Below are 22,931 nucleotides of genomic sequence, written 5' to 3' on the forward strand. Positions count from 1 at the left end.
AATGATGGCTCGCCAATTAAAAGCTGTCGGGTTGAACGTTGGCGCTGCGCTAATGCTGTTGTTATAAAGATTCGATAACGGCTGCAAGCAGATATTTTTAATAATATTTAACCCTTGATCGGCAATCCCGTTCGGCAATGGCAAACTCGATGAACAGGATCGCTGCCGGTCAGCGTATTGTTCATGTTGTCATGCCACCAGAGCGGTCCGCTTTTACTGGCGTAGCAGCGCCATGACGCTATCCAGCCTCTGATTGGCCTGGGCCAGTATTGCCGTACCTGCCTGCTGAGTGATCTGTGCGCGACTCATGTTGGAGGCTTCCACAGCGTAATCAGCATCCATGATGCGTGACACGGCACCAGCCGTGATGGCCTGTTTCTCCAGGACCGTATTGGCAGCGCTTTCCAGCCGATTTTGAAGGGCGCCGTAGTGCGTTCTGTAGTTACTGACCCGTTCAAGTGCCTGGTCCAGGTCGCCCAGTGCTTCCCTTGCCTTTTCGATCGGGTCCAGCCCTGTCTCCCCGAGTCCCAGAGTGGTGCTGTCCGAAGGAGTGGCTGTGATGGTTATCTTTTGCAGGTTACTGCCAAAATCAGCGTTCAGAACAATATCTGTATCCGTGCTGACCGGTCCGGTCGGCGGCGGTGGGGGATTGTACTCAATAGGCATACGATCCCATGTTGCGGCCGCGTTGAACCTACCTTCTCCAACGACAAAAATCAGCAGATCCTCGGTGACATGATCAACGGTCAGCACCTCGAGATGGTTCCTGTCGTCCACACGTCCATCGTTGAAACCGGTATCGGGCTGGTCGGCGGTCTCGGGATGTTGACGGTCACCATCGCCCGACCAGCGAATCTGCATGCCGTTGTAAGCGACTTCGACAGGCAACCTCGTTGTGTTGTATTGCCCTGTACCATCCGCTAGAACGCTGCCGTTGTATTGAGCGCCAGACTGGAAGCCTTCGGAGGTTTTCATGAGCAGCCGGTTGGCATCCGACTCACTGCCAATATCCTGATATTGCCAGACATGGTCAGGGCTCTCTCCTGAAATGGGTGTGCCGATCAGATGGCGTCCGTCCGTTGTAAACAGCTGAATATCATCATCGAACGCCAGAGAATCCATCTCCAGTCGGAAGTTCTGCGTGCCGGCAGGGAGATAGGCCACGCTTTTAACGCCCGAGGCATAAGGCCTGAACTGTGGTTCAAGAACCTCGCTGGCAGGCAGCGTGTCGCCTCGCTTGACCGGTTGTGGCTGAGGCGGTGGCGGAGCCAGTGGCGTCTTGCCAAAAACAGTAGTGTCGCTGGCGATGCGGTCGATTTCCGCCCGCAGCTGTACGAATTCCCCCTGCAGGGCGGCCCGATCCGAGTCTGCCAGGGTGCCAGTTGAGGCTTGCACGGCCAGCTGTCGCGAGCGCTGCAGCAGGGCATTGATGTATTCAAGGCTGCCATCAGCCGTCTGGATCAGGCTGATGCCCTCATTAATGCCACGATTGATCTGCGCATCTGCTCTCAAATTGGCCTGAAATCGATTCGCGATCGCTTGGCCGGCAGCATCATCACGCGCAGAATTGATCCGCAGACCACTGGACAGCCGCTCGATCGCCTGATTAAGCGAACGCTGGGTTCTGTCGAGTTGGCTGTTGGCCATGCGCGATGATATGGATGAAGCCATAACCATGCCGTTCCCGAAAAGCCGGTTGATCGAATAAGCGTTTTAACGGCCAAAGTCTGATTAGGTTTAGCCGGAAAACGAGCGTGGCATGGATCGTTTGCCATTCAGGCAAGGCACGCGAAGGGAGCGGAGTGACAGGTCCGGTCGAGCATCGTTTGCGCCTACGGTACTAAAGCTCCGGGCGAATTACTTTTGATGGGCACCTTCGCGCTTCTCGGTAACGGCATGCAGTTTTGTAATATCGTCGCGATGAAAGCTGATGCATTGATCAGACGTTTTGCGGATCTGAGCCATATTGGACCACGTGAGATCGAGATCGGCAGGGCAGAGCAGCCTGATGTTACCAAAATTGAACAACAGCCGTCCCTCGATATTCAAGCCCTCGCTGTCATTGTCGTACGCTCCCCATAACTTGTGTGTCAGGCTTCCCCGATAGTCGGCCGAGACATGGTAATGGCGGACCGTATTGTCGGTCAGGCCGATCATCTGACCGATCCGAAAGGCCACCATATGGGGCAGTCGATCGGTACAGGCGATCAGTACGGCGTTGGATATCAGCAGGCCCGCCACCAGCGCCGCCCCGGTTTTTATAAAGTCTTTTCCGGCATTCGGTGTCCCCTGTTCAGCGGCGCCGGCATTGCCGGACTGTCTGTCTCTGGCGATCAGGAAAAAGATACCAGGCAGCAGCGTGGACGCCATACAGACAGCGCAGTACACAACTACCAGCAGATAGCTGGTCCATGTCTCTTCCCAGGGATTGAGCTTGAGCACAAAGGTGGCGACGTAAAAACTGAAAAACGAGCTCAGGGACAGTGGGATAAATACCTGAGCGTGTACCACAAAGGCTCTCAATATCGGTGACTGAATATTGTTGCTGCCAGCGCCGCGACTGGCAGAGGCGCAGACCTCCTTGCGCAGGGTGACCATATACAGTGCCAACAGGGAAAAAAACAGGCCCCCAAAGATCCAGCCGCTGGAAAGGGTGTTCTGCTGAAGGGTAGAAAATACAACTGCGCCCGAGAACAGGGCAATAAATATCAGTATCCCCAGCAGGGCCAGTACCGATGCCCTGAGATGGAAATTTTTAGAGGTGTCAGCGTCGGTCAGACTATTGCTACAGCTTAAAACAAGAAAGTAGGAGGGAACGGCCAGACAAAAGAAACCTAAAAAGCTTGCGACTGCGAATACCGCGAGGATATAGATAATAAACGTATTGCTTTCGAGCGCGGCGATAAATAGATCGGGCCTGCCGATGATATGCGTATAGCCAAGAACATACCCCAGGCCTATGGTGATCGCCGACAAGGCATGCAGGCGTTTTGACAGCAAAAAACTCTTGATTTTCAGGCTCAACGACAAAATGAAACCCCTGTCCTGCTTTGATTGCCGCATGAGTATGTACATATCATACCCATGCGGTTGCCCTGGCACTAATCGGTGGCGGTTTCCTGCTGTTTTTTCAACAGGTCGCGGCATAGCGCATGGCATTCATCGACATGAGAATTGCCAAGGTATTTCATTGCCCCAAAACTGATGCCCGCTGCCGCCGCCTGCCCGATGAGTGGCACATACTTGACGAGACTTTTGGTCGCAACGCGCACGCCGATTTTCTTGAGCGCCACGGTAATGAGTTCTTTGGTAATGGTTTTACCCACCAGTTGACTGCCCAGATTCGAAATGGCCAGCATGACCAGCCTTTTGGTGTCTTCATCGAGTTGCGCGATCTGTTCCGGCGTCAGGCCGAACTTACGGTTGATGGCAGGAATCATCTCCATGAGGATGGCAACATCCGAGCCAACATCAACCCCGGGCAGGGGAATAATGGCCGCGCCCCCGGAAATACTGGCTCTTTTGGTCACCAGTGTCTTGCACTCGTTACGTACGTTATCCAGTTCTTCTTCTGACATAAACGCCATTCTTGATTTTCCTTGCAAGCAGGGTTTCTATTTTTGCGGGCACGTCCGGCGGTCATGCTGATAGCTGTGGCAGAGGCTGCATCTTCTGACATCAGGGCAGGTCTGAATATTATGACCGGTACGCCCGCATCCCGAGCACCGTTGCGGCACCGGGCACGTGGCAGCGTTGTGTTGTCCTGAGCCGCAAACGGAACATGCCATTGTCGATATTTCCATCAAATTAATGAAACGGAGGCTTGAATAACCCCCTGGAGATTTCGCCATCATGCCAAGGGCTGCGCGACCATGAAGTTATCTTAACGGCTGATATCCAATAAATTTCAGGAAATAAGATATTAATATATTCTACTGGATGGATTTGAACCTGTACTGTTTGGCATACAGCATCACTTCACAGTCACTGGCGGCGGCTTCCTCAAGTCCACCGTTTTTGAAATATTGAAAATTGAAGCTTTCCAGTGTGTCGAATATCGAGTCCAGGTTGTCGATGCAAGAAGTGTTACCTCCATACTGCTGCATCAACAAATATAGGTCGTCAACCTGACGGCTGAAACACAGCTCATAATCGCCAACGGGCTCGAGTTCGATCACGTAAGAGCCAAAATCTCGCGCCTGCATGATACTGCCGGTACAGAAATAAGCTCTGCCGCGAAAATTGCGACCGAACTTTTGATGAAACCAGAGCCCCATGATGAGATGGAGCGGATAGTGAGTATTGCGTGGCCGCCTGTCCACGTGCAGGAATTCATTAATCAGAATGTCCGAATCGGCCGGTAACCGTTCGGGAGAGTGTGCGCGATAGAGCATGGAAAACCTCATGTCATGAAAGTTGTTCCGTCCGGCTGGCGGTTAAATGGCAAAGGCCTCCATGAAGACCTGCCGGATACTTCCAAGCGATTAACAACGCCGGATAGCCGTGTTAACGGCCAAAGTCTGCTGAGGTTGAGACCTTGTGACCAATGTTGCATGGTACGTTTGCCGAGTGGCGAAAAAGGGGAGGGTGTAGAGTGCCCGGTGCAGCAGAAAAGATAAGCGCAGAGAACGCCGTCAATACCGGTGTCATCGATTTTGGGTTGCACGATTCCGGCGATATGATCACCGAAATCATGCAATTGTTGTATTTAACGCATATACAATATATAGAAAGCGACTCTATAGTCTTTCAATAAAAGGCGTTGAGTCGAATTTGCTGAGCAGGGTCTTTATGGCATTGGGCTGACCCTCTAAATGTATGTCAAGGATGTCGGGTTCAACCATCTGATAATGGCCTTCAAGTACATGCAGATTGATTTGTTCATTCAGCCAATCAGTCATGTCGAATTCTGGATGTTGTCCACGATCCATGATTTTTAGCTGCTGGACTATCGGTTGCGTCACATTATGTTCGTAATCAGGCCACCAGACCGATAGCAGACCCGAGATGACGTCGCGGGGCCGATCGATCCCGGAATAGAAAACAGACAAATCGGGCTGTAGATCCACGAACTTCAGCGCCCATTCATTCGCCTCGATAGGTCTTTCCAAGCTGGCCAGCTTCAGTGTCAATAGCGCGTGGCCCGGCGAGTAAATGGCCTGCATGGCACGCGCTGCGACATCGGCAATATCCTCATGCAGTGACTCGGTGACATCTTCCCACCCTCCTGTTTTCATGGCATGTGCTGCCAGCAGGTAGCTGCCTGCCATAAGAACTTTTATATCCATACCCGCGTTGGGCTCGTCGGAAGGTATATCGAACTTTTGCAGACGTTCCTGAAGCCACTCGGTATGTTTAAGAATCTCCACGCTTTCGAGGGCTGTATGGGTACTGACACCTTCGATCCATCCCAGTTGAGCCGGCGCGCCAATCAATAGGGCATCGGAATGCGCTTCAAGTCGAACACAAAACAGGTTGTGAGCGCAGGCGATCATATGGAGATAGCTGGTTGAAAAATCAGAAGCTGTTTTGGATATGGGCTGACAGCGCCGGGCAGGTAAAAGCGCACCTTTCTGCGGCGTGACCGGCAGGGCAGATGTTTCAAAGGCATGCGTTAGCAGTCGCTTGGCAAGGGCCGTTCCCAAACCTGTGGATGGAAAGTGGAAAGCGGAAATGTTGGGGGTCGATGAGTTAATCTCGGTAAACCAGACTCCGTCAGAGTGCTCTAGCTCCTCTACGAACATGTCTACCCCACAGGCTCGTGAAGGAAGCAGATGTGCTGCGCGAGTTGCCATCTCGAGGACGCTTTCATCTACTTTCAAAGGAAGGTTGTCAGAGCCCATGGCGACCATCCTACCTTCGCCCAGTTCCACCCATTCTCCTTTTGCAGGTATATCGTCTAAACAGCGACCAGCTTTCTCAAGAACCGGCGTTTGCTGGATGAGTCCCTTGATAGTGACCGGATTCTTTGCACGGTAAGTGTTTTTTGCCTCGATCAGTTCGGCGACGGTATTTGCGCCATTGCCTATGATGAAAGCTGGAGCACGTAGTCGTGCTTCAACGAACTCTCCTTCATGAAAATAGAGGCGTATCTCTTCTCCTTGGATCATGTCCTCGATAATAACGGTACGCCCTACCTTTTTGGCTTTTTGCCAGGCATTCCGGAATTGTGCAGGGGTGGTGACATCAATCGTGACGCCACGGGAAGCAAACCCGTCGGAAGGTTTAACCACCTGCGGGCGTTTGCATTGCGCAAAATAGCCATAGCCCGACTGAAAGTCGATAAAGGCTTCCCCTGCCGGGGTGGGTAGCCCATTGCGACGCAGCAGTTCCTTGACCAATAGCTTGTCTCGCTCCATCAGGTGTACGTCGATGGGAACTCTGGGCGCATTGATATGAAACACTACCTGCTGGCGGCCCTTAGTGAATTCAAGCATCCGGGAGGGGCGACGTATCAGTTCAATGCCCCTAGAGGTTGCCTCGTGGGTCAGTATTTCTTCATCGATATAGTGCTTGAGATCAAAAAAGGGCGCGGCACTGAAGTCCTTGGGTTCTTCCAGATGATGGGTTAACCAAGCTTGATTCTGTGCTCGAGAATCGTTGGCTCTTATTTTCTCCTTGCAGATCACCTCAGCAGGTATCTTTAGCGACTCGCCATGCCCCGCAGGAATAATAAATTCCCACTCTGGAACATCGGCCTTGGTCGCGAAGAGGTGATGCGCGGCTCTGGTAATGATGTGCCAGGCGGCTTGCACATGATCGCCTTCGGGTAATCCATCCACCCAGTTTCGCATGGCGGGGTTTATCTCGAATATGACGAGCCTGCCTGAATCTTCTGGTGATGTGGCTGGTGCAAAGTCCACACCTGCATAGTCCAGGCCGGTTTTTTGCATGATCGCTTCCAGTCCCTCCCACTGGGCCCGGCCTAGGTGTTCGGCTGGATCCTGGCAATAGTCGCGTTCCTGCTCTATCAGCCAGGGGTGGGCTTCCATGACCGGATCGGCATTGCTTTTATGAACGTTGAAACTATTTGCTGTAAATAGGTGGACAGGGTAGAGACTCCCGCCAACTATAAAGGCGCGATACTTGGGATATAAATCAATTCCCGGCGCTTTCTCGCTTTGATAGTCCACCGCATGATATTGAATCAGATAGAGCGTTTGCGGCTTTTTGGCAAGCTCTCGGTCAATATCGGAAAAATCATGGCGCGCCAAGTCGTGTACCTTGTGCATGAACCTTCCGCCCTGAAAGCCGGCCAGCCTGACAATCAGCGGCAGTTTTAAACCATGTTCAGCTATGAGGGGTTCAATGATGTCCCGGCAGTTGCCCTGAATGTTATCGATCCTAACACTCAGCGGTTGTATGATGCCGCTTTCATCCTTGAATCTGGCATAGTTCTGCTCTCTAGATGCGGCCAGCACAGCCGAGGGTGGATTCACAACGGGGCGTTGCAGGCGCTTACATATCCATGCCGCTTTTTCCAGTGCTGCCTCGCAACGCTCGGCATCGGTAATATTGTTGTAAATCAGGTCTATTTTGGATAGCCGGCGTAAAACCTCGGGGTGCTTTTGAATCTCATCCACATAAATATAAGAAAGTGCAATATTTTGGTTGTCCAGCACAGAGGGAAGATTGTTATGTCCCTCCGTCATTATAGGAGTAAATTCTTTACGGTCGATGCTCCAGGTCGTCTCGCGAGCGGTCTTGAGAACCAGAACGTTTAGTCTTTTGGTCTCGCTATCCGTAGCCAGGTTTACGGGGTTGGCACGAATTGCGCGTTTTAGCCAAAACTCTGAATGGTCTGAGTAACCATTGGTGCTATACAGCGCCGCCAAATGCCAGATAGCGTTCTTGTCGTCGGGCTTCATGGAGAGAAAGCGGTGCAGTGCGCTAATGGCGCCCCGATCCTGCTGTTTCTGGGTATAGAGCATGGCCAGCAGCCAGTACAGACTGGGGCGATCAGGAAGTTGAAAGGAGGCTGTCGTCAACGAATTGATGGCGTAATCGATTTGTCCTTTTTTCGCCTGTCTTCTGCCTTGGAAATAAAGTGCTTCTGCGTTGGTGGGGTCGAGCGCCAACAGAAGCTCAAGTGTGGGGTCGGCGGTTTCATCCATCCCCTTGTCAAACAAACGTTTGATATCGACAAGCAGCTCGTTGGCATGCAGTGTAATATCTGAAAGCTCCGAGTTCGGTAACTGTCTGGACGATGCTTTTTTTTTGGTGGATTTGCGCGACATAAAAAGGCTCTTTGACGTAGTGAGGGTAGAGGTCAAAGCGCTTTTCAGGCACTGACCCTTCGTCTCACGTTACTATAGCCAGCACAAAACCATTCAAAAAAAAGGGAGAGCTTTTGCTCTCCCTTTGGCCTTTAACAACAGGCTTGGATGGCGTGGATCATTAACGCAGCAGCGACATGACGCCCTGAGTGGTCTGGTTGGCCTGCGCCAGTACCGAGGTACCGGCCTGCTGCAGGATCTGCGCCTTGGACATGTTCGACACTTCGGTTGCGTAGTCGGCGTCCTTGATCTGCGACTGAGCGGCAGACAGGTTGGTCGAGGTGGTCGAGTTACCTTCAACGACCGACTGCAGACGGTTCTGCTGTGCGCCCAGAGTGCTGCGCGCACTGTCTACGGTTTGCAGCGCATCATCAATTCGCTGAAGAAGCCCATCATTACCGTCGCCTTTCGAAAAATCGACGCCATCAGCCGAGACCGAGAACCCATCCATGCCCAGAGAAGTCAGGTCCATCGCGGTCAAACCAAGTTCGATGGTTTGCTTATCGTTGGCGCCAACCTGAATGGAAACATTCCTTGTGCCTGCAACTGCAGCGTCTGCTCCGTTACGAGCTGTAGCATCACTAAACTTATCCCCACCCAGCAGTTTCTGACCGTTAAATTCAGTTTGATCAGACAGTCGAGTGATTTCATCCAGGCGCTGACCGATTTCATCCTGAATGGATGCCAGATCATCTGCACCGTTGGTGCCGTTGGCGGCCTGAACAGTCAGTTCACGAATGCGCTGCAGGTTATCAGTCACCTGACCCATGGCACCTTCGGCGGTCTGAGCCATGGAAATACCGTCGTTGGCGTTGCGGTTGGCCTGGTTCAGGCCAGCAATCTGAGCGCCCATGCGGTTGGAGATGGCCAGCCCTGCGGCATCGTCCTTGGCACTGTTGATGCGGGAGCCTGAAGACAGACGCTCGATGGCGGTGTTCAGGGACTGCTGAGACTTGTTCAGGTTGTTCTGAGCGTTGAGCGACAGAGCGTTTGTATTGATGACCATTGCCATGATTGCGATTTCCTATATGTGTTTCTAAAAGGAAGCGACTCTGTGAGTCGTATGTCGCGGCATCTGCCGCCTGCTTGCATTATCGGTACTGCGTGATGCTTTCTTTAGGCGCTTCAGGAAACTTTTTCTTCCTCTGGAAGGGGTTAAAGCCCTGAGCTGCCTGTCCTTCCTGCGGTGTGTGCCGCGTGCTTTCTTTATCGGTACTTCGTAATGCTTTCTTTAGCGACTTCAGGAAACTTTTTTCTCTTCCTGATGAAGTGGTTACGTCTTCGGGCCACTCGTCCCTGCACGCTGTGTTTCTGGTTCACCGTGCTTGCAATACCATTAACGACGCGGCGGGGAAGTGCTTTAGTTGCTGATGCCGTTTTTTTTGATAAAGCCGCCGTCAGCCTCGCGTGACCATTGCCAAGTGATTGATATATCAAGGGTATTTCAGGCGGCGATTCATGAAGAAATTTGCGCTTGGGGCGTCGTCTGTATCCGGGGATGCTTCAGGACCTGTCAGTTGGCGTCGTCTTGATTTGATTTGAGCTATGTGGATGACGTCGGCAGGCCGTAGTTGTGCAGCGTTATGTGTGAAAGAGGTTCTCTATAAAGAGCGGTCAGCCGGTTGATCCTGATGCCGGTCGGTATCGCTGACGTTATTTCTGATCGTAGGTCGCGGCCCGGGTGTCGATAATGAGGGGGCATCCCGACTCGCAACGGCGCTGAAGATGCGTGTAATAGTCACGCTGTCGCCAATCCCTGAAGAAAGCCGTACTTTTTGGGGCTCCTTTCCCATTCGTTTTGGCATCAGCCTGTCAATAATGTGCTCACAAGACAGGTTGGGCGCATCGTGTGCCCCCTCACCAAACGGATTTCAGGATATGGGCATGTATACGGCTCAAGGCAGGATCGATCAGAAGCAACTGCTGGACGACTATATGCCACTGGTTCGACGACAGGCGCTGTCGATGCAGGTTCGTCTACCGGCCAGTGTGGAACTGGATGATCTGATACAGGCAGGCATGCTGGGCCTGCTGGATGCCTTCAAGCGTTTTGATGCCGAGCAGGGGGCAACGTTTTCGACCTATGCCTCGCAGCGCGTCCGTGGCGCGATGATTGATGAGCTGCGCTCGCGTGACTGGCTGCCACGCAGCGTCAGGCGCAGTGCCCGCGATATCGACCGGACCATCTGGAAGCTTGAACAGCGTGATGGCCGCGCGCCGACCGAGCGTGAAGTGGCTGCCGAGCTGGGCATCGAGCTGCGCGAGTATCAGCAGGTGCTCAGCGATACCAATAACGGTTTTCTGATGACCTATGAGGATGCCAATTCCGATGAGGCGGAAGCTTCCCGCCTGTCGGAAGATGTCGAATCATCACTTGATCCGCATGATGTCTGGATTGCCGGGGCTGAGCGTCATGAGCTGCGCGCCGCGATCGAGGCGCTGCCCGAGCGGGAAAAGCTGATGATGGCGCTTTACTATCAGGAGGAGCTGAATCTCAAGGAGATCGGGGCGGTCATGGGGGTAAGTGAATCACGCGTTTGCCAGTTGCACGGTCAGGCCGTTGCAAGGCTTCGGGCGGCGATGGTATCCAGTGACGATTGATCCTGTTTTGAAGTTGTCAAGTTGCTCATATTGTTTCAGGCGCCCATTGGGCGCCTTTTTTGTGGCCAGGGGGCCTGTCATCGGCAGGCGGGAGTAACGAAGGGGCATCATGAGCGTCATCATGATGGCACCTCCATGTAGTATAACTTTACGACTCATTGCGTTGATGACGATATTAGTAAGAATCAATGCCTCTCAAAGCTCTATAAGGCCTTACGTTTAGAAACATTTCATTGCCATCAATGAGTTGCAGCTTTCAAAAGTACGTGTGATCAAGGAATGGGTATGTCATCGACATGCCTTTTTTGTTTCACACTATTGTCATTCGCAGGACTGTGAAGAAGTGGAGCGCAGCATGGCCTCATGCTGAAAAATGCTGGGAAAACGAGGCCTGAGTGCGCATGGGTATGACCTTTCTGGTACTTTATTAAAATAATGGCATTATTAATTTAGTAATTAAAATTTGGATAGGCTATATATCGTAATCCTTTAAAGTTTAGCATTTAACTGTCTATTTAAAGCGTCAAAGCGCGATTTTAATAATCTTTGACAGTTTCATACTTTACTTGATCATCCCTTCCCTTATTCTGCGTACAACTTTCAGCGAGTCAGCACTGAAATATTGTCGTCATGCAGACAGTTGTTTATGCGCTCTTTTCTGCGCTGTCGATAATGACGCTGCTCACTGAAAACGGTTACCGACTGAAGGACCTGACCCTGCTCCCGATGGTTTTCGAGGCCGCCCCTTCAGTCCAGATGAATCCGGTGCACAGATGCGCCATGCCGTATACCACACGATATTGCCGAGGGAATGGATATGATGATGGACAGCAGAGAATTCGACGTTGCCGCGACTGAAGTCATTCTTCACGAACACACCAACATTCTGATGCCCATGACGCTGGTCGCCCAGCAGGTTGGCCTCTCATGTTCACATCTGCGTCGCAAGTTCAAGCAGTCCTTCGGTGTGACGCCCACCGACTATCACGCCGCGATTCGCCTTGATCGTGCGGCCATGCTGCTGATCTATACGCGCAAATCCATCATGGAAGTCGCGCTTGAATGCGGTTATCAGGACCATGCCGCCTTCAGCCGTGTTTTCCGTCGTCACTTCGGCAGCTCGCCGCGGGGCTATCGTGAAAGCATGCGTATGGAGATTGCCACCAACGGTCTGGTGCGCGACGACGCGACGCCGGTGAACGTTGTCGAGCATGATGAAGAGTACTTTCTGGTCATGCGCTCCTTTGGTGATGACAAGAACAGTGAAGAGAGCCTTCGCCAGATGCTGCTGGCGATGTGTCCGCAGCATGCCAAGGAATCCATTGTCGAGTCTGTCTGCTTCTATTATGACGATCCGAACATCACTCCGTCGCACCGCATGCGCAAGGACGTTGGCTATCGCATGACGCGTCGGGCCACATGGAACCCGCCGCTGCCGCTGCGCTGGGTCACCGTGCCGGCCGGTCGCTCCATGACGGCCACAATCTCCAGCGAGAAGGAGCGTGAGCAGTGCTTCAAGCATATGGCGATTCGCTGGGCGCAGGAGCACAACGAGCAGATCCGTGTCGATCACTCGCGCGTCATCTATCATGAAGGCATGCGTGATGCCGGTATGAAGAGCCTGGAACTGCGTGTCCCGCTCGACTGATCGGTGACGACAGAACAGGCTGAAAAACGCCCCGCCATGCGGGGCGTTTTTGCGTTTGCCGGTGGTCGATTGGCGCATGTACCCGGGTAAGCCTGAACCACGCTATCACAGCTATTGGGCGTCATTAATTTACATACATACAGGAATGCATCTAAACTGGCGCCATTCCCGGTTTGACCCTCATTGCACGCTTGTCAAAGAGCGTCAGTTGATCACCTAATAACGATGGATACCCTCCAGATGAATCATAAGTTTGCCAGACAGGTGCAGGGGTGGAGTCTGATTGGCGTCTTTTCCCTGCTACTTGTTGCCTGTGGCGGTAATGACGATAAGCAGAGTGAAGAGCAGCAGGCGCCACCGCCCAAACAGGCACAGGTGCAAACGCTTGAGCCCAGAGATCTCGAGCTGGACAAGAACTACCCTGCGATGGTGCGCAGCGACCAGGCGGTCGATATTGTGGCTCGTGTGGATGGTTATCTGGAAAAACAGCTTTATCAGGCCGGCGACATCGTTGAAAAGGGGCAGACGCTTTTCACTATTGAAAAGGGCCCCTATCAGGCAGCAGTTGAGCAAGCGCGCGCCGATCTCCAGAGTGCTCGCGCCAATTACAGTGAAGCGCAGCGTGACTACCAACGCTACCAGCGCCTTTATCAGCAGGGTTCCATCAGTCAGCAGCAGCGTGATCAGGCTCTGAATGAACGTGAGACCAGCAACGCTGCCGTGGCTCAGGCGAAGGCGGCGCTCGACAGTGCCCAGATCGATTTGAACTATACCGATGTGAAATCACCTGTCAGCGGTCAGGTCAGCCTTAATCTGGTCAATGTCGGCAACTATGTCGCGGCACAGACCGAACTGGCCGAAGTGAATCCGGTTGACCCGCTTGAAGTGCGTTTTTCGCTGCCCCAGTCGGATGCTTTTGCACTGCGACGGCAGCGTCAGATGGACAATGCGCCGAATATCGGCGTTGAGCTGAATTTTCCCTATGGTGATGACAGTGCCACGACGGATACGACCCTCAAGGGTGACCTGAATTTCCTGGGGTCTCGCGTTGATGAATCCACCAGTACCGTTCAGGCACGTGCTGTCTTTGCAAATCCGCAGGGTCTGTTTCTGCCAGGGCAGTTTGTTCGTGTACAGCTGGCCAACCTGATGCGTTTCCATGTCCTGGCGGTGCCTGAAGTGGCGGTCACGGAAGGGTTGAAGGGGCCTCAGGTCATGCTGGTCAATGACAAGGGTGAGGCAGAGAGTCGCTTCATCACCATGGGTGAGCAGTCGCGTGGCTGGGTCATCGTGCCCGAGGGGCTCGAGGCTGGCGACAAGGTTATTGTCAGCAACATCGGTGGCATTTCTGCCGGCGACAAGATTGATGCCCAGCCATTCGATGGTAGCGCGGAAGATGAACCACAGGATCCTTCCGGCATTGATGCCAGTGGCGCCAGTAACGCTCCCGGGCAGGGAACCAGTGTCAGCGGTGAGACCGAGCAGAACAGCGCTGATCAACGCAGCAGTGACAACTAAGGGCGATTCGAGTCGATGAATATATCGAGCTTCTTCATCAATCGGCCGATCTTCGCTACCGTCGTCTCGATCATCATTACGTTGATCGGCTTCATGTCGGTGAGAGGTCTGGCCATCGAGCAGTACCCTCAGGTGGTGCCGCCGACGGTGTCGGTGACCGCCAGCTATCCTGGTGCCAGTGCGCAGGTGCTGTCGGATACGGTGGCCTCTGTTCTGACCGAAGAGATCAACGGCGTTCAGGACATGATTTACATCACGTCCACGAGCGCTGATAGCGGTCAGCTGAGCATGCAGGTCTATTTCAACATTGGCACTGATCCTGATCAGGCGACCATCGATGTCAATAACCGGGTGCAGCGTGCGCTGTCGCAATTGCCCACCGAAGTGCAGAATCAGGGGGTCACGGTAGCGCAGCGCTCAAGCAGTGTTCTGATGTTTACGGCACTGTATTCGCCCAATAACGAATACGATCGCTTGTTCCTGAATAACTACGCCAACATCAATATTCTGGACGAGATACGCCGTCTGCCGGGCGTGGGCGATGCTCAGGTACTGGGTAATCAGGACTTCGCCATGCGTATCTGGCTCAATCCGGACAAGCTCTCCCAGTATGATCTGACGCCTGCTGAAGTTGCCTCCGCCATTCAGGCACAAAACACGGTGGTGTCGGCCGGCAAGCTCAATGGCGAGCCGCAGCGCGAGCCGGGTGCCTATACCTACACGGTCACCACCCAGGGCCGTCTGGAGTCGGCGGATCAGTTCCGCAACATCCTGCTGCGTACCAACCCGGATGGTTCATCTCTCAAGCTTAGCGATGTCGCACGTGTCGAGCTGGGCTCGACCAGTTACGGTATCGTGGCGCGCGTCAATGGCTCACCCATGGCGCCGATCGCCATCTATCAGCAGCCGGGTGCCAACGCGCTGGATGTGGCGGCCGAGGTCAAGCAGACCCTGACGGACATGAAGCAGCGTTTCCCGTCCGGGCTTGACTATGTCATTCCTTATGACACGACGCTCTTTATCGATGCCTCGATCGAGTCGGTGACGCATACCTTTATAGAGGCGCTGCTACTGGTAGCGATCATCGTCTTCCTGTTCCTGCAGAACTGGCGCTCGACGCTGGTGGCCATGTCGGTGGTGCCCATCTCAGTGGTAGGTACCTTCGGTGGTATGTATCTACTGGACTTCTCGATCAACCTGCTGTCACTGTTCGGTATGATCCTGGCCATCGGGATCGTGGTGGACGATGCCATCGTGGTCATTGAAAACATCGAGAGAATACTTGAAGAAGAGCCTGACACGACGCCTCTGAACGCGGCGTTCAAGGCCATGAAAGAGGTGACCGGCCCGGTATTGGCGACCTCCTTTATCATGGCGGCAGTGTTCGTGCCGGTTGCCTTCATCTCCGGCATGACCGGTCAGATGTATCGCCAGTTTGCCATTACCATTGCCATCTCGGTAGGTATCTCGGCGCTGGTCGCGCTGTCCTTCACACCGGCCATCAGTGCGATTTTCATCAAGCGTCACAAGGCAGAAGATGACCCGCGCTGGTTGCAGATCGTCAAGAAACCCTTTGTCTGGTTCAACCGCGGCTTTGATAAGGTCACCAGTGTCTTCATGGCCTGTGTCGGATTCCTGATCAGGCATTTCTTCCTGACCATGGCCATGTTTGCCGGATGCTGCGTGCTGTCGTGGTGGCTTTACTCGCAGCTTGCTGAAGGGTTGATTCCGGCAACCGATCAGGGTGTGGTCATTGCGTCTGTTAACATGCCTACCGGCTCCTCGGTCGGGCGTACCGATGAGTACATGCAAAAGCTCTCTGCCGAGCTTGAAAAGGTTCCGGGCGTCGATTATGCAACGTCCATCCCGGGGTTTGACATCGTGTCTGGTGCGGCCAATACGGCCAAGGGCACCATGTTCCTCTCGATGAAGCCCTGGTCAGAGCGTGATATTACTGCGGACGATCTGATCGGCACCATCATGCAGAAGGGGGCGGCCATTCCGGATGGGCAGGCCATGGCCTTTAATCTGCCACCGATTATCGGCTTGTCTCCCACAGGAGGGCTGACCGGGTATCTGCAGTCGTTAAGTGGGGTCGATGCGGATCAGCTCTACCAGTCAGCGCTCAAGGTCATGCAGGCTGCCAATCAGGATCCGGCGATCGCTCAGGCCTTTACCACACTGGATACTTCAGTGCCCACCTATCATATTGAGGTGGATCGGGACAAGGCTCAGAGTCTGGGGGTTAATCTTGATGATCTGAACACGACCCTGTCGAGTACGTTCGGAAGCGGCTTCGTGAATTACTTCACGCGGCAGAGTCGTAACTTTCAGGTCTATCTGCAGTCAGAGGACGAGTTCCGGAAATCGCCTGATGATCTGAACCGGGTTTATGTCCGTGGCGGGGATGGGCAGCGTATTCCGCTATCGACTCTGGTGACCATGACAAGGCAGCAGGCACCCACCACGCTTGATCGATACAATGTCTATCCGGCAGCGCAATTCCAGATCAGTGCCGCGCCCGGATACAGTAATGGTCAGGCCATCGATGCTGTTCAGCGCATTATTCAGGATGAGCTGGGCAACGACTATTCGATGGGGTGGACCGGTGAGGCCTATCAGCAGCAAAATGCCGGAAATGCCGCTACGATCGCCATCGTGTTCGGTATCGTCATGGTGTTCCTGATACTGGCTGCCCAGTATGAGAGCTGGACATTGCCTCTGGCCGTTATTGCCGCAGTCCCCTTTGCCTTCCTTGGTTCGGTACTAGCGGTCTGGATGCGCCAGTTTGATACCAGTGTCTATTTGCAGATAGGGCTATTGGTGGTCGTGGGGCTGGCGGCAAAGAACGCGATTCTGATCGTGGAATTTGCCCAGCAGCAAAGAAAGCACGAAGGGCTGTCGATCATTGAGGCGGCCAAACACGCTGCCCTTCAACGTTTCCGCCCGATCGTGATGACCTCACTGGCCTTCATCGGCGGTACGCTGCCCCTGGCAATGGCCAGTGGTGCCAGCGAAGCGAGCCGACACCATATCGGTACGCCCGTGGTTGGTGGCATGATCACCATCACAATCCTTGCCAGCCTGTTTGTGCCGGCGACCTATGTGTTCATCATGCAGGGGTCTGAGTGGGCTGGTCGCAAGCTGGGTTTTGGTCAGAAAAAGGAAGAAGCGCAGAATAGTGCGCATGCCTCCACAGGGCGCTCAACGCACGCTTCCGATGACGATCACAGCTGACAGATGCTGTGGTTGGTTGATAAAGGTCGCACCTCCGGGTGCGGCCTTTTTTATGCCTTGTCCATGCCTCAGATATGAAGCCCGCCATGAACGAAAGAGATAGCGCAGGCTTTGACGCGCGCGCAGTATCATGATCATCGATACTGGGTGACATGATCGGATGCGTGGTCTCTCATTGACACCGCCACGATCATGCATGGGCAGTGGGCGCTTCGTTTTCGGGAGACAGTCATGGCAACGCTGACCACTCGAGTCCTCGATCAATATGAGGGCATTGCTGTCGAGGGCATGGTGGTATCACTGGAGGCGCATGGCGATGAAGAGCCCATCATGACGCTTCATACCAACGCTTCTGGAGCGCTCGATGAGGCGCTGCTGCAGGCGGGCAGCGGCGGGCACTATCGGCTCATTTATCACGTGCGCGATTATTTTCTGAGCCGGGGCGTCAACTGCCTGCTGCTTGATCAGGTGCCGGCCGATCTGACAATGGCACGCGGTGATAATGAGATCATTGTGCTGCTGGTAAGCCCCTGGGGATACAGCGTGCATCGTGATAGCGCTTCTGTCAGGCGCCGGAATGCCTGATGGACTACCGGGTATCGGCGATCTGTGAGGCGGATTCTACCGCGTCTTCTTCGGTAGCCTGACGCTCGGGCAGAATCAAATGCATCAAAATGGCCAGCAGGCCGCCCGTGGTGATGGAAGAGGACAGCACGCTCTGCAAGAGCTGGGGGAGCCCGGCAAGCACTTCGGGCACCAGCTCAACGCCCAGTCCGCCGCCCAGAGAGAGCGCGATAATCATGACCCGCTTGCGCGTCATGCGCTGCTCGGCCAGCATCCGAATGCCGGAGACGGCGATCAGGCCAAACATCAGGGTCGTGGCGGCGCCCAGCACGGGCTGTGGAATGGACTGTAATATCGCCCCCATGGCCGGAATCGACCCGAGAACGATCAGAATACCGCCTACAAAAAGGCCGATATGGCGGCTGGCAACGCCGGTCAAGTGAATAATGCCCGTGTTCTGACTGAATGTGGTGTTGGGGAAGGTATTAAAGATGCCGGCCAGCAGGGAGTTAAAGGCGTCGCCCAGTACGCCACCACGAATGCGCTTCTGATATTCAGGGCCGCTGGTGGGCAGATGTGACGCTCGCGACGAACCGGTCAGATCGCCAACGGTCTCGATCGCGGTAATGGCAAAAATGAAGGCCACCGGAATAAAGGCCGCGAGGTCGAAGCCCAGTCCATAGCGCAGCGGCTGAGGGAACTGAAAAAGCGGGGCATTTGCCACACTGCTGAAGTCGAGTCGACCCATCAGGGCAGCGGCCACGCAGCCTGTCAAAAGCCCGACAAACACCGAGCCGACGCGCAGCATGGGATGGCGACTGAGCTGACAAGCCAGCACGGCCCCGATCACGATGACTGCCAGCAGCAGATTGATCGGGTCACCCGGAGATTCGGCGCCGTGGCCCCCGGCGATATCGGTGACGCCGACGCTGATCAGGCTCAGACCGATCAGCGTGACCACAACGCCGGTCACGGTTGGTGTGATCACGCGTTTGAGATGGTGCAGAACGCTGCCCATGGCCATCTCGATCAGGCTGCCGGCGATGCATATACCGAACAGTACCCCCAGCACTTCATGATCGGAAGCGCCGCGTTCGCGGGCAATCAGCCCTGCCGAAATCAGGGCCGCCACAAAGGAAAAGCTGGTGCCCTGCACACACAAAAGCCCAGAGCCCAGCGGACCTATACGCTGAGTCTGAATCAACGTGCTGATGCCGGATACCAGCAGCGCCAGACTGATCAGATAGGGGGCTTCATTTTGCAGACCCAGCGCGCTGGTCACGATAATGGTCGGGGCGATGATGGCCACAAAGCAGGCCAGCACGTGCTGGAAGGCCACCAGAAAGGCGGTATGGAACGGCGGACGGTCGCCGTGTCGAAAGATCAGCTCGTTGTCATGCATGGGTGTTCCGCGGAAGTCACGATCGGCGCGCAAGTGTGCCTGACGCCAGGGGGAGATGGCGACCGATTCGGCCGCCGGCGGGTCAGCTGTTTTGAGCGTCGTATATTTTTCTACCCATGATATAGGTGGCGCTGATGCAGCGCTCGTCACCCAGAATCATCAGATTGAAAAGCTGTTCCATGAGCGTGGGATCGTGTCGGTCCTTGCGTGCCAGCATGGGCGTGGCCCGTGGATTGATGACCGTAATGTCGGCCTCCTTGCCGGCATCGAGACTGCCGATATGATGATCGATATCAAGTACGCGGGCGTTACCCAGCGTATAGGCATAAAAGGCCTGCCAGGGCGTTAGTGGTTGATGCGACAGCTGTCCGACCTTGTAGGCGTCCTGCAGAGTCTGAAAGGGGCTGAAGCTGGTACCGGCACCAATGTCGCTGGCGATACCTACCCGGACTTCCTGCTCCCGCGCACTGCGCCAGTCAAAAAGCCCGCTGCCCAGAAACAGGTTCGAGCTCGGACAAAAGGCGATGGCCCCGCCATCATCTGCCAGTCGCTGGCGGACATCGTCATCGATATGGATGCCGTGGGCAAAAATGGCGCGCGGACGCACCAGATGATACTGCGAATAGACATCTAGATAGTCGCGCGCTTCCGGGAAAAGCGAGGCCACCCAGTCTACTTCCTGACGGTTTTCAGACAGATGCGTCTGCATCACCATACCCGGGTAGTCACTCAACAAGCGACCGGTGGCAGCCAGCTGTTCAGGGGTCGACGTGGGGGCAAAGCGCGGCGTAATGGCATACTCGAGCCGGCCGTGGTCATGCCATTTCTCGATCAGCCGCCGACTGTCGCGAATGCCCGTTTCGGGCGTATCACAAAGTGCCTCGGGCGCGTTTCGATCCATCATCACCTTGCCGCCCAGCATGCGCATGTTGCGATCACTGGCGGCGGTAAACAGAGCTTCGACCGACGCCGGATGCGTGGTGCAAAAGGCCAGTGCCGTGGTGACCCCGTTGGCCAGCAGCTGCTCCAGAAAAGCGTTGGCAATCTCGTCGGCGTAGGCGCGCTCGCTGAAGCGACTCTCTTCAGGGAAGGTGTAGGTATTGAGCCAGTCCAACAGCTGGCGGCCATAGGAGGCCGTAATATCAAGCTGACTGTAATGCAGGTGAGGGTCGATAAAACCTGGCATGATCAGCTGATCGGGCCAGTGGTCGATGGGCGTTCCTTCAGGCAATGTTTCCAGAAGCAGGGAAGCAGGGCCGCTGTGAAGAATGCGTCCCTCCTGAATGATGATCAGACCATCCTTTTGAAATTCTACGGTCCCGTCATGAGGCTGATCACTGGTTCCCGGATCGTCATTGAAACTTAGCGTCATGCCACGCAGGGCGTGAAGACGGCTCATATCGTTCTCCCGTTTTTATACTATTCATGATCAGAAGAAGCCATGAATCTGAACCCTGACTCATTTCGATAGCAGAGCACCGATCATATCCATTGCTGATATTACAGCATATTGGTTCAAGGCCGTCCCGCATGGTCATGCCTTTCAAAAGCAGGGTTTGCGAGCGCTTTTTTCGTAGAGTCGATACCTCCCGGCGAGCGCTATTAAAAGAACTCACGGTAGTGGCTTCAGGATCGTTCATTTCATGCCGTTATAGGAGTCACGTAGCCCTTCGGGGCTCAGGAAATGATCGAAGGTTATCCGTCCGAGGGGAGTTCGTATGCTAGGCCTGAACCGCAGCGTGAGATACAAGCTGGTTACTACCATGGTGGTCATGGGCGTTTTCATGATCATTATCGGGATTGTCGGCGTATTTGGCATGAACCGCAGTAACAACAATCTTGAGTCAACCTACAAGAACAATGTATTGCCCTTGCAGATGCTGGGCAGTATTCGAACCAATATCAACTGGTCGCGGATTGACTCCTTCAAGGCCCGCGCAGATAGCAACCCCGAGAACGCGGTAAATCTTTTGAGTACGTATCAGCAGCAATACAAGAATCAGACGGATCAGCTCTGGCAGGACTATGTCGGCACCATCAACTCGTCAGAAGAACGGGCTGTTGCCGACAAGCTGACCCCGATACTGACAACGTACTGGTCACTTTATGAGCAGGTGGCTCGCAGCATGAGCCAGGGGAATTTTGAATTCACGCCCGTTATTCAACAAACGCGTGACAATTTCGAAAGCCTTTCGGAGTCGCTTCAAAGTCTGATTGATATCAACGCACGCCAGTCCGAGCAGTCCTATATGGATGGCATGGCGAATGCCTCGAGATCCTTCGCCATCATTGTGGCTACCATTGTCGTGGCACTTGGTCTCATGAGCGTTATTGCCTGGGCTCTGATTCGCGGCATCATGGTGCCTCTCCGTCAGGCCAGCGATGCTGCCGGCAGTATTGCCGAGGGCGAGCTGAACAATACTATCGAAGTCAAGGGCCGTGACGAGTTTGCCGCTTTGCTGCACAGTCTGGGCGCAATGCAAAAGCAGCTGGCGCATGTGGTCAACGACGTGCGCGTCAACGCCGAGTCGGTGGGTTCGGCCTCCAGCCAGATCGCTTCCGGTAACGATGATCTGTCGCGCCGTACCCAGGAACAGGCCGCAAGCCTGGAAGAGACGGCGGCGTCCATGGAAGAGATGACGTCAACCGTTAAACAAAACGCTGACAATGCTGCACAGGCCAATCAGTTGGCACTCAACGTACGCCAGCAGGCCCGCGAGGGTAGCGAGGTGGTCGAGCAGACGACCGTGGCCATGAATGAGATCAGCACCTCCAGCCAGAAGATCGCCGAGATCGTTGGACTGATCGATTCGATCGCCTTCCAGACCAATCTGCTGGCGCTTAATGCTGCAGTAGAGGCTGCGCGTGCCGGTGAGCAGGGCCGTGGATTTGCCGTAGTGGCGAGTGAAGTGCGTACGCTCTCCAGTCGCAGTGCTGAAGCGGCCCGCGAGATCAAGACGCTGGTTGATGACAGCGTGACCAAGGTCGCCAACGGCGCCGAGCTGGTCACCCGTTCGGGTCAGACGCTGGGAGGTATTGTCGAAAGCATCAACAGAATGACCGATATCGTGGCGGAAATTGCTGCGGCCAGCCGCGAGCAGTCCACCGGCATCGAGCAGGTCAATCAGGCTATCTCGCAGATGGACAGCGTTACCCAGCAGAACGCCGCGCTGGTGGAAGAAGCCGCGGCGGCCAGCCGCTCGATGGAACACAGTGCGCGGGTCCTCCGTGAACAGGTATCGTTTTTCAAGGTGTCCGGCAGCGGCTCGCGTGGTTACGCGCCGGTCCCGGTGGCCAGTCGTATGATGGAAACGCCGGCTGATTACCAACCATCGAAAGCGACGAGCTCCTCAAGCCGCACCGAAGCCCCCAGAGCTCTGGTCAGCACCGAATCATCGCCCAAAAGCAAAAGCTACAAGGCGCCGGCGGCAACCAGCGACACTGATGAGTGGGAAACCTTTTAAATAAAGCGAAACATCCGCTTTTGATTGAACAGGATACTCGCCGCGCCAGCGGCGAGTTTTTTATGTGTAGCGAGTAAATGCGGCGAATGAAAAAGGGGCGAGCGATCCTATCGTCAGGAAATGGCGTTACGTTTAAACGAAATGATGTTACCCGTGCCGACGTAAAAATCGGGAAAGGTCTGAATGGGTCGGCAAGGCTGGGGTGAGGCGTCGTTCATGAC

Annotated in this window: 14 protein-coding genes; 6 read left to right on the top strand and 8 right to left on the bottom strand. The window is 54.5% G+C overall.

The annotated features are described in order from the left end of the window. Positions 1–213: 213 nt before the first annotated feature. The 6 genes from BM079_RS00265 to BM079_RS00290 form a co-directional block, all read right to left on the bottom strand. The gene (locus BM079_RS00265; RefSeq protein ID WP_090129668.1) at positions 214–1,671 is read right to left on the bottom strand and encodes a flagellin N-terminal helical domain-containing protein; all 1,458 of its coding nucleotides are present in this window, start codon (positions 1,669–1,671) and stop codon (positions 214–216) included. A 186-nt stretch (positions 1,672–1,857) separates the two neighbouring features. Beyond that, a complete protein-coding gene (locus BM079_RS00270) occupies positions 1,858–3,075 on the bottom strand; it encodes a hypothetical protein (RefSeq protein WP_139215224.1) in 1,218 nt (405 codons plus the stop codon). A 26-nt stretch (positions 3,076–3,101) separates the two neighbouring features. Next, complete coding sequence (locus tag BM079_RS00275) at positions 3,102–3,587, bottom strand: hypothetical protein (RefSeq protein ID WP_090129672.1); 486 nt, start codon at positions 3,585–3,587, stop codon at positions 3,102–3,104. A gap of 345 nt (positions 3,588–3,932) precedes the next feature. Next, entirely contained in the window at positions 3,933–4,394 is a 462-nt protein-coding gene (locus BM079_RS00280; protein WP_090129674.1) for a hypothetical protein, read from the bottom strand. A gap of 345 nt (positions 4,395–4,739) precedes the next feature. Beyond that, positions 4,740–8,237: a hypothetical protein gene (locus tag BM079_RS00285; protein WP_090129676.1), complete on the bottom strand. Its 3,498-nt coding sequence runs from the start codon at positions 8,235–8,237 to the stop codon at positions 4,740–4,742. A 160-nt stretch (positions 8,238–8,397) separates the two neighbouring features. Then, entirely contained in the window at positions 8,398–9,288 is an 891-nt protein-coding gene (locus tag BM079_RS00290) for a flagellin N-terminal helical domain-containing protein (protein WP_090129677.1), read from the bottom strand. Between the two features lie 872 nt (positions 9,289–10,160). Between BM079_RS00290 and BM079_RS00295 the strand changes: the two genes are divergently transcribed. The 5 genes from BM079_RS00295 (at position 10,161) to BM079_RS00315 (ending at position 17,865) form a co-directional block, all read left to right on the top strand. Further along, a complete protein-coding gene (locus BM079_RS00295) occupies positions 10,161–10,877 on the top strand; it encodes an RNA polymerase sigma factor FliA (RefSeq protein ID WP_090129679.1) in 717 nt (238 codons plus the stop codon). An 817-nt stretch (positions 10,878–11,694) separates the two neighbouring features. Beyond that, positions 11,695–12,525: an AraC family transcriptional regulator gene (locus BM079_RS00300; protein ID WP_175489543.1), complete on the top strand. Its 831-nt coding sequence runs from the start codon at positions 11,695–11,697 to the stop codon at positions 12,523–12,525. A gap of 240 nt (positions 12,526–12,765) precedes the next feature. Then, positions 12,766–14,043: an efflux RND transporter periplasmic adaptor subunit gene (locus BM079_RS00305; protein WP_090130732.1), complete on the top strand. Its 1,278-nt coding sequence runs from the start codon at positions 12,766–12,768 to the stop codon at positions 14,041–14,043. Between the two features lie 15 nt (positions 14,044–14,058). Then, positions 14,059–17,280 carry an efflux RND transporter permease subunit gene (locus BM079_RS00310; protein ID WP_090129683.1) on the top strand — a complete coding sequence of 1,074 codons (3,222 nt, stop codon included), beginning with the start codon at positions 14,059–14,061 and terminating at the stop codon, positions 17,278–17,280. Between the two features lie 231 nt (positions 17,281–17,511). Beyond that, the gene (locus BM079_RS00315; RefSeq protein WP_175489544.1) at positions 17,512–17,865 is read left to right on the top strand and encodes a hydroxyisourate hydrolase; all 354 of its coding nucleotides are present in this window, start codon (positions 17,512–17,514) and stop codon (positions 17,863–17,865) included. A 4-nt stretch (positions 17,866–17,869) separates the two neighbouring features. Here the strand turns inward: BM079_RS00315 and BM079_RS00320 are convergent, their stop codons facing one another. Both BM079_RS00320 and guaD read right to left on the bottom strand, forming a co-directional pair. Beyond that, on the bottom strand, positions 17,870–19,246 hold the full coding sequence (locus tag BM079_RS00320; protein ID WP_090129688.1) for a uracil-xanthine permease family protein: 1,377 nt from the start codon (positions 19,244–19,246) through the stop codon (positions 17,870–17,872). A gap of 82 nt (positions 19,247–19,328) precedes the next feature. Continuing rightward, entirely contained in the window at positions 19,329–20,645 is a 1,317-nt protein-coding gene (guaD, locus tag BM079_RS00325; protein ID WP_090129692.1) for a guanine deaminase, read from the bottom strand. 319 nt (positions 20,646–20,964) lie between these two features. Between guaD and BM079_RS16920 the strand changes: the two genes are divergently transcribed. Further along, positions 20,965–22,710 (top strand): methyl-accepting chemotaxis protein, encoded by a 1,746-nt coding sequence (locus tag BM079_RS16920; protein WP_090129694.1) that lies wholly within the window; start codon positions 20,965–20,967, stop codon positions 22,708–22,710. Positions 22,711–22,931: the final 221 nt, after the last annotated feature.

This window comes from Kushneria avicenniae (genome assembly GCF_900112585.1).
In the GTDB taxonomy this organism is placed as follows: domain Bacteria; phylum Pseudomonadota; class Gammaproteobacteria; order Pseudomonadales; family Halomonadaceae; genus Kushneria; species Kushneria avicenniae.

Coding starts and splice junctions, on each gene's coding strand:
- BM079_RS00300 (WP_175489543.1), top strand. CDS start 11,695: ATGATGATGGACAGCAGAGAATTCGACGTTGCCGCGACTGAAGTCATT.
- BM079_RS00320 (WP_090129688.1), bottom strand. CDS start 19,246: ATGCATGACAACGAGCTGATCTTTCGACACGGCGACCGTCCGCCGTTC.
- BM079_RS00310 (WP_090129683.1), top strand. CDS start 14,059: ATGAATATATCGAGCTTCTTCATCAATCGGCCGATCTTCGCTACCGTC.
- BM079_RS00290 (WP_090129677.1), bottom strand. CDS start 9,288: ATGGCAATGGTCATCAATACAAACGCTCTGTCGCTCAACGCTCAGAAC.
- BM079_RS00265 (WP_090129668.1), bottom strand. CDS start 1,671: ATGGCTTCATCCATATCATCGCGCATGGCCAACAGCCAACTCGACAGA.
- BM079_RS00305 (WP_090130732.1), top strand. CDS start 12,766: ATGAATCATAAGTTTGCCAGACAGGTGCAGGGGTGGAGTCTGATTGGC.
- BM079_RS00275 (WP_090129672.1), bottom strand. CDS start 3,587: ATGGCGTTTATGTCAGAAGAAGAACTGGATAACGTACGTAACGAGTGC.
- BM079_RS00285 (WP_090129676.1), bottom strand. CDS start 8,237: ATGTCGCGCAAATCCACCAAAAAAAAAGCATCGTCCAGACAGTTACCG.
- BM079_RS00280 (WP_090129674.1), bottom strand. CDS start 4,394: ATGCTCTATCGCGCACACTCTCCCGAACGGTTACCGGCCGATTCGGAC.
- BM079_RS00295 (WP_090129679.1), top strand. CDS start 10,161: ATGTATACGGCTCAAGGCAGGATCGATCAGAAGCAACTGCTGGACGAC.
- BM079_RS00315 (WP_175489544.1), top strand. CDS start 17,512: ATGGCAACGCTGACCACTCGAGTCCTCGATCAATATGAGGGCATTGCT.
- guaD (WP_090129692.1), bottom strand. CDS start 20,645: ATGAGCCGTCTTCACGCCCTGCGTGGCATGACGCTAAGTTTCAATGAC.
- BM079_RS16920 (WP_090129694.1), top strand. CDS start 20,965: ATGCTAGGCCTGAACCGCAGCGTGAGATACAAGCTGGTTACTACCATG.
- BM079_RS00270 (WP_139215224.1), bottom strand. CDS start 3,075: ATGTACATACTCATGCGGCAATCAAAGCAGGACAGGGGTTTCATTTTG.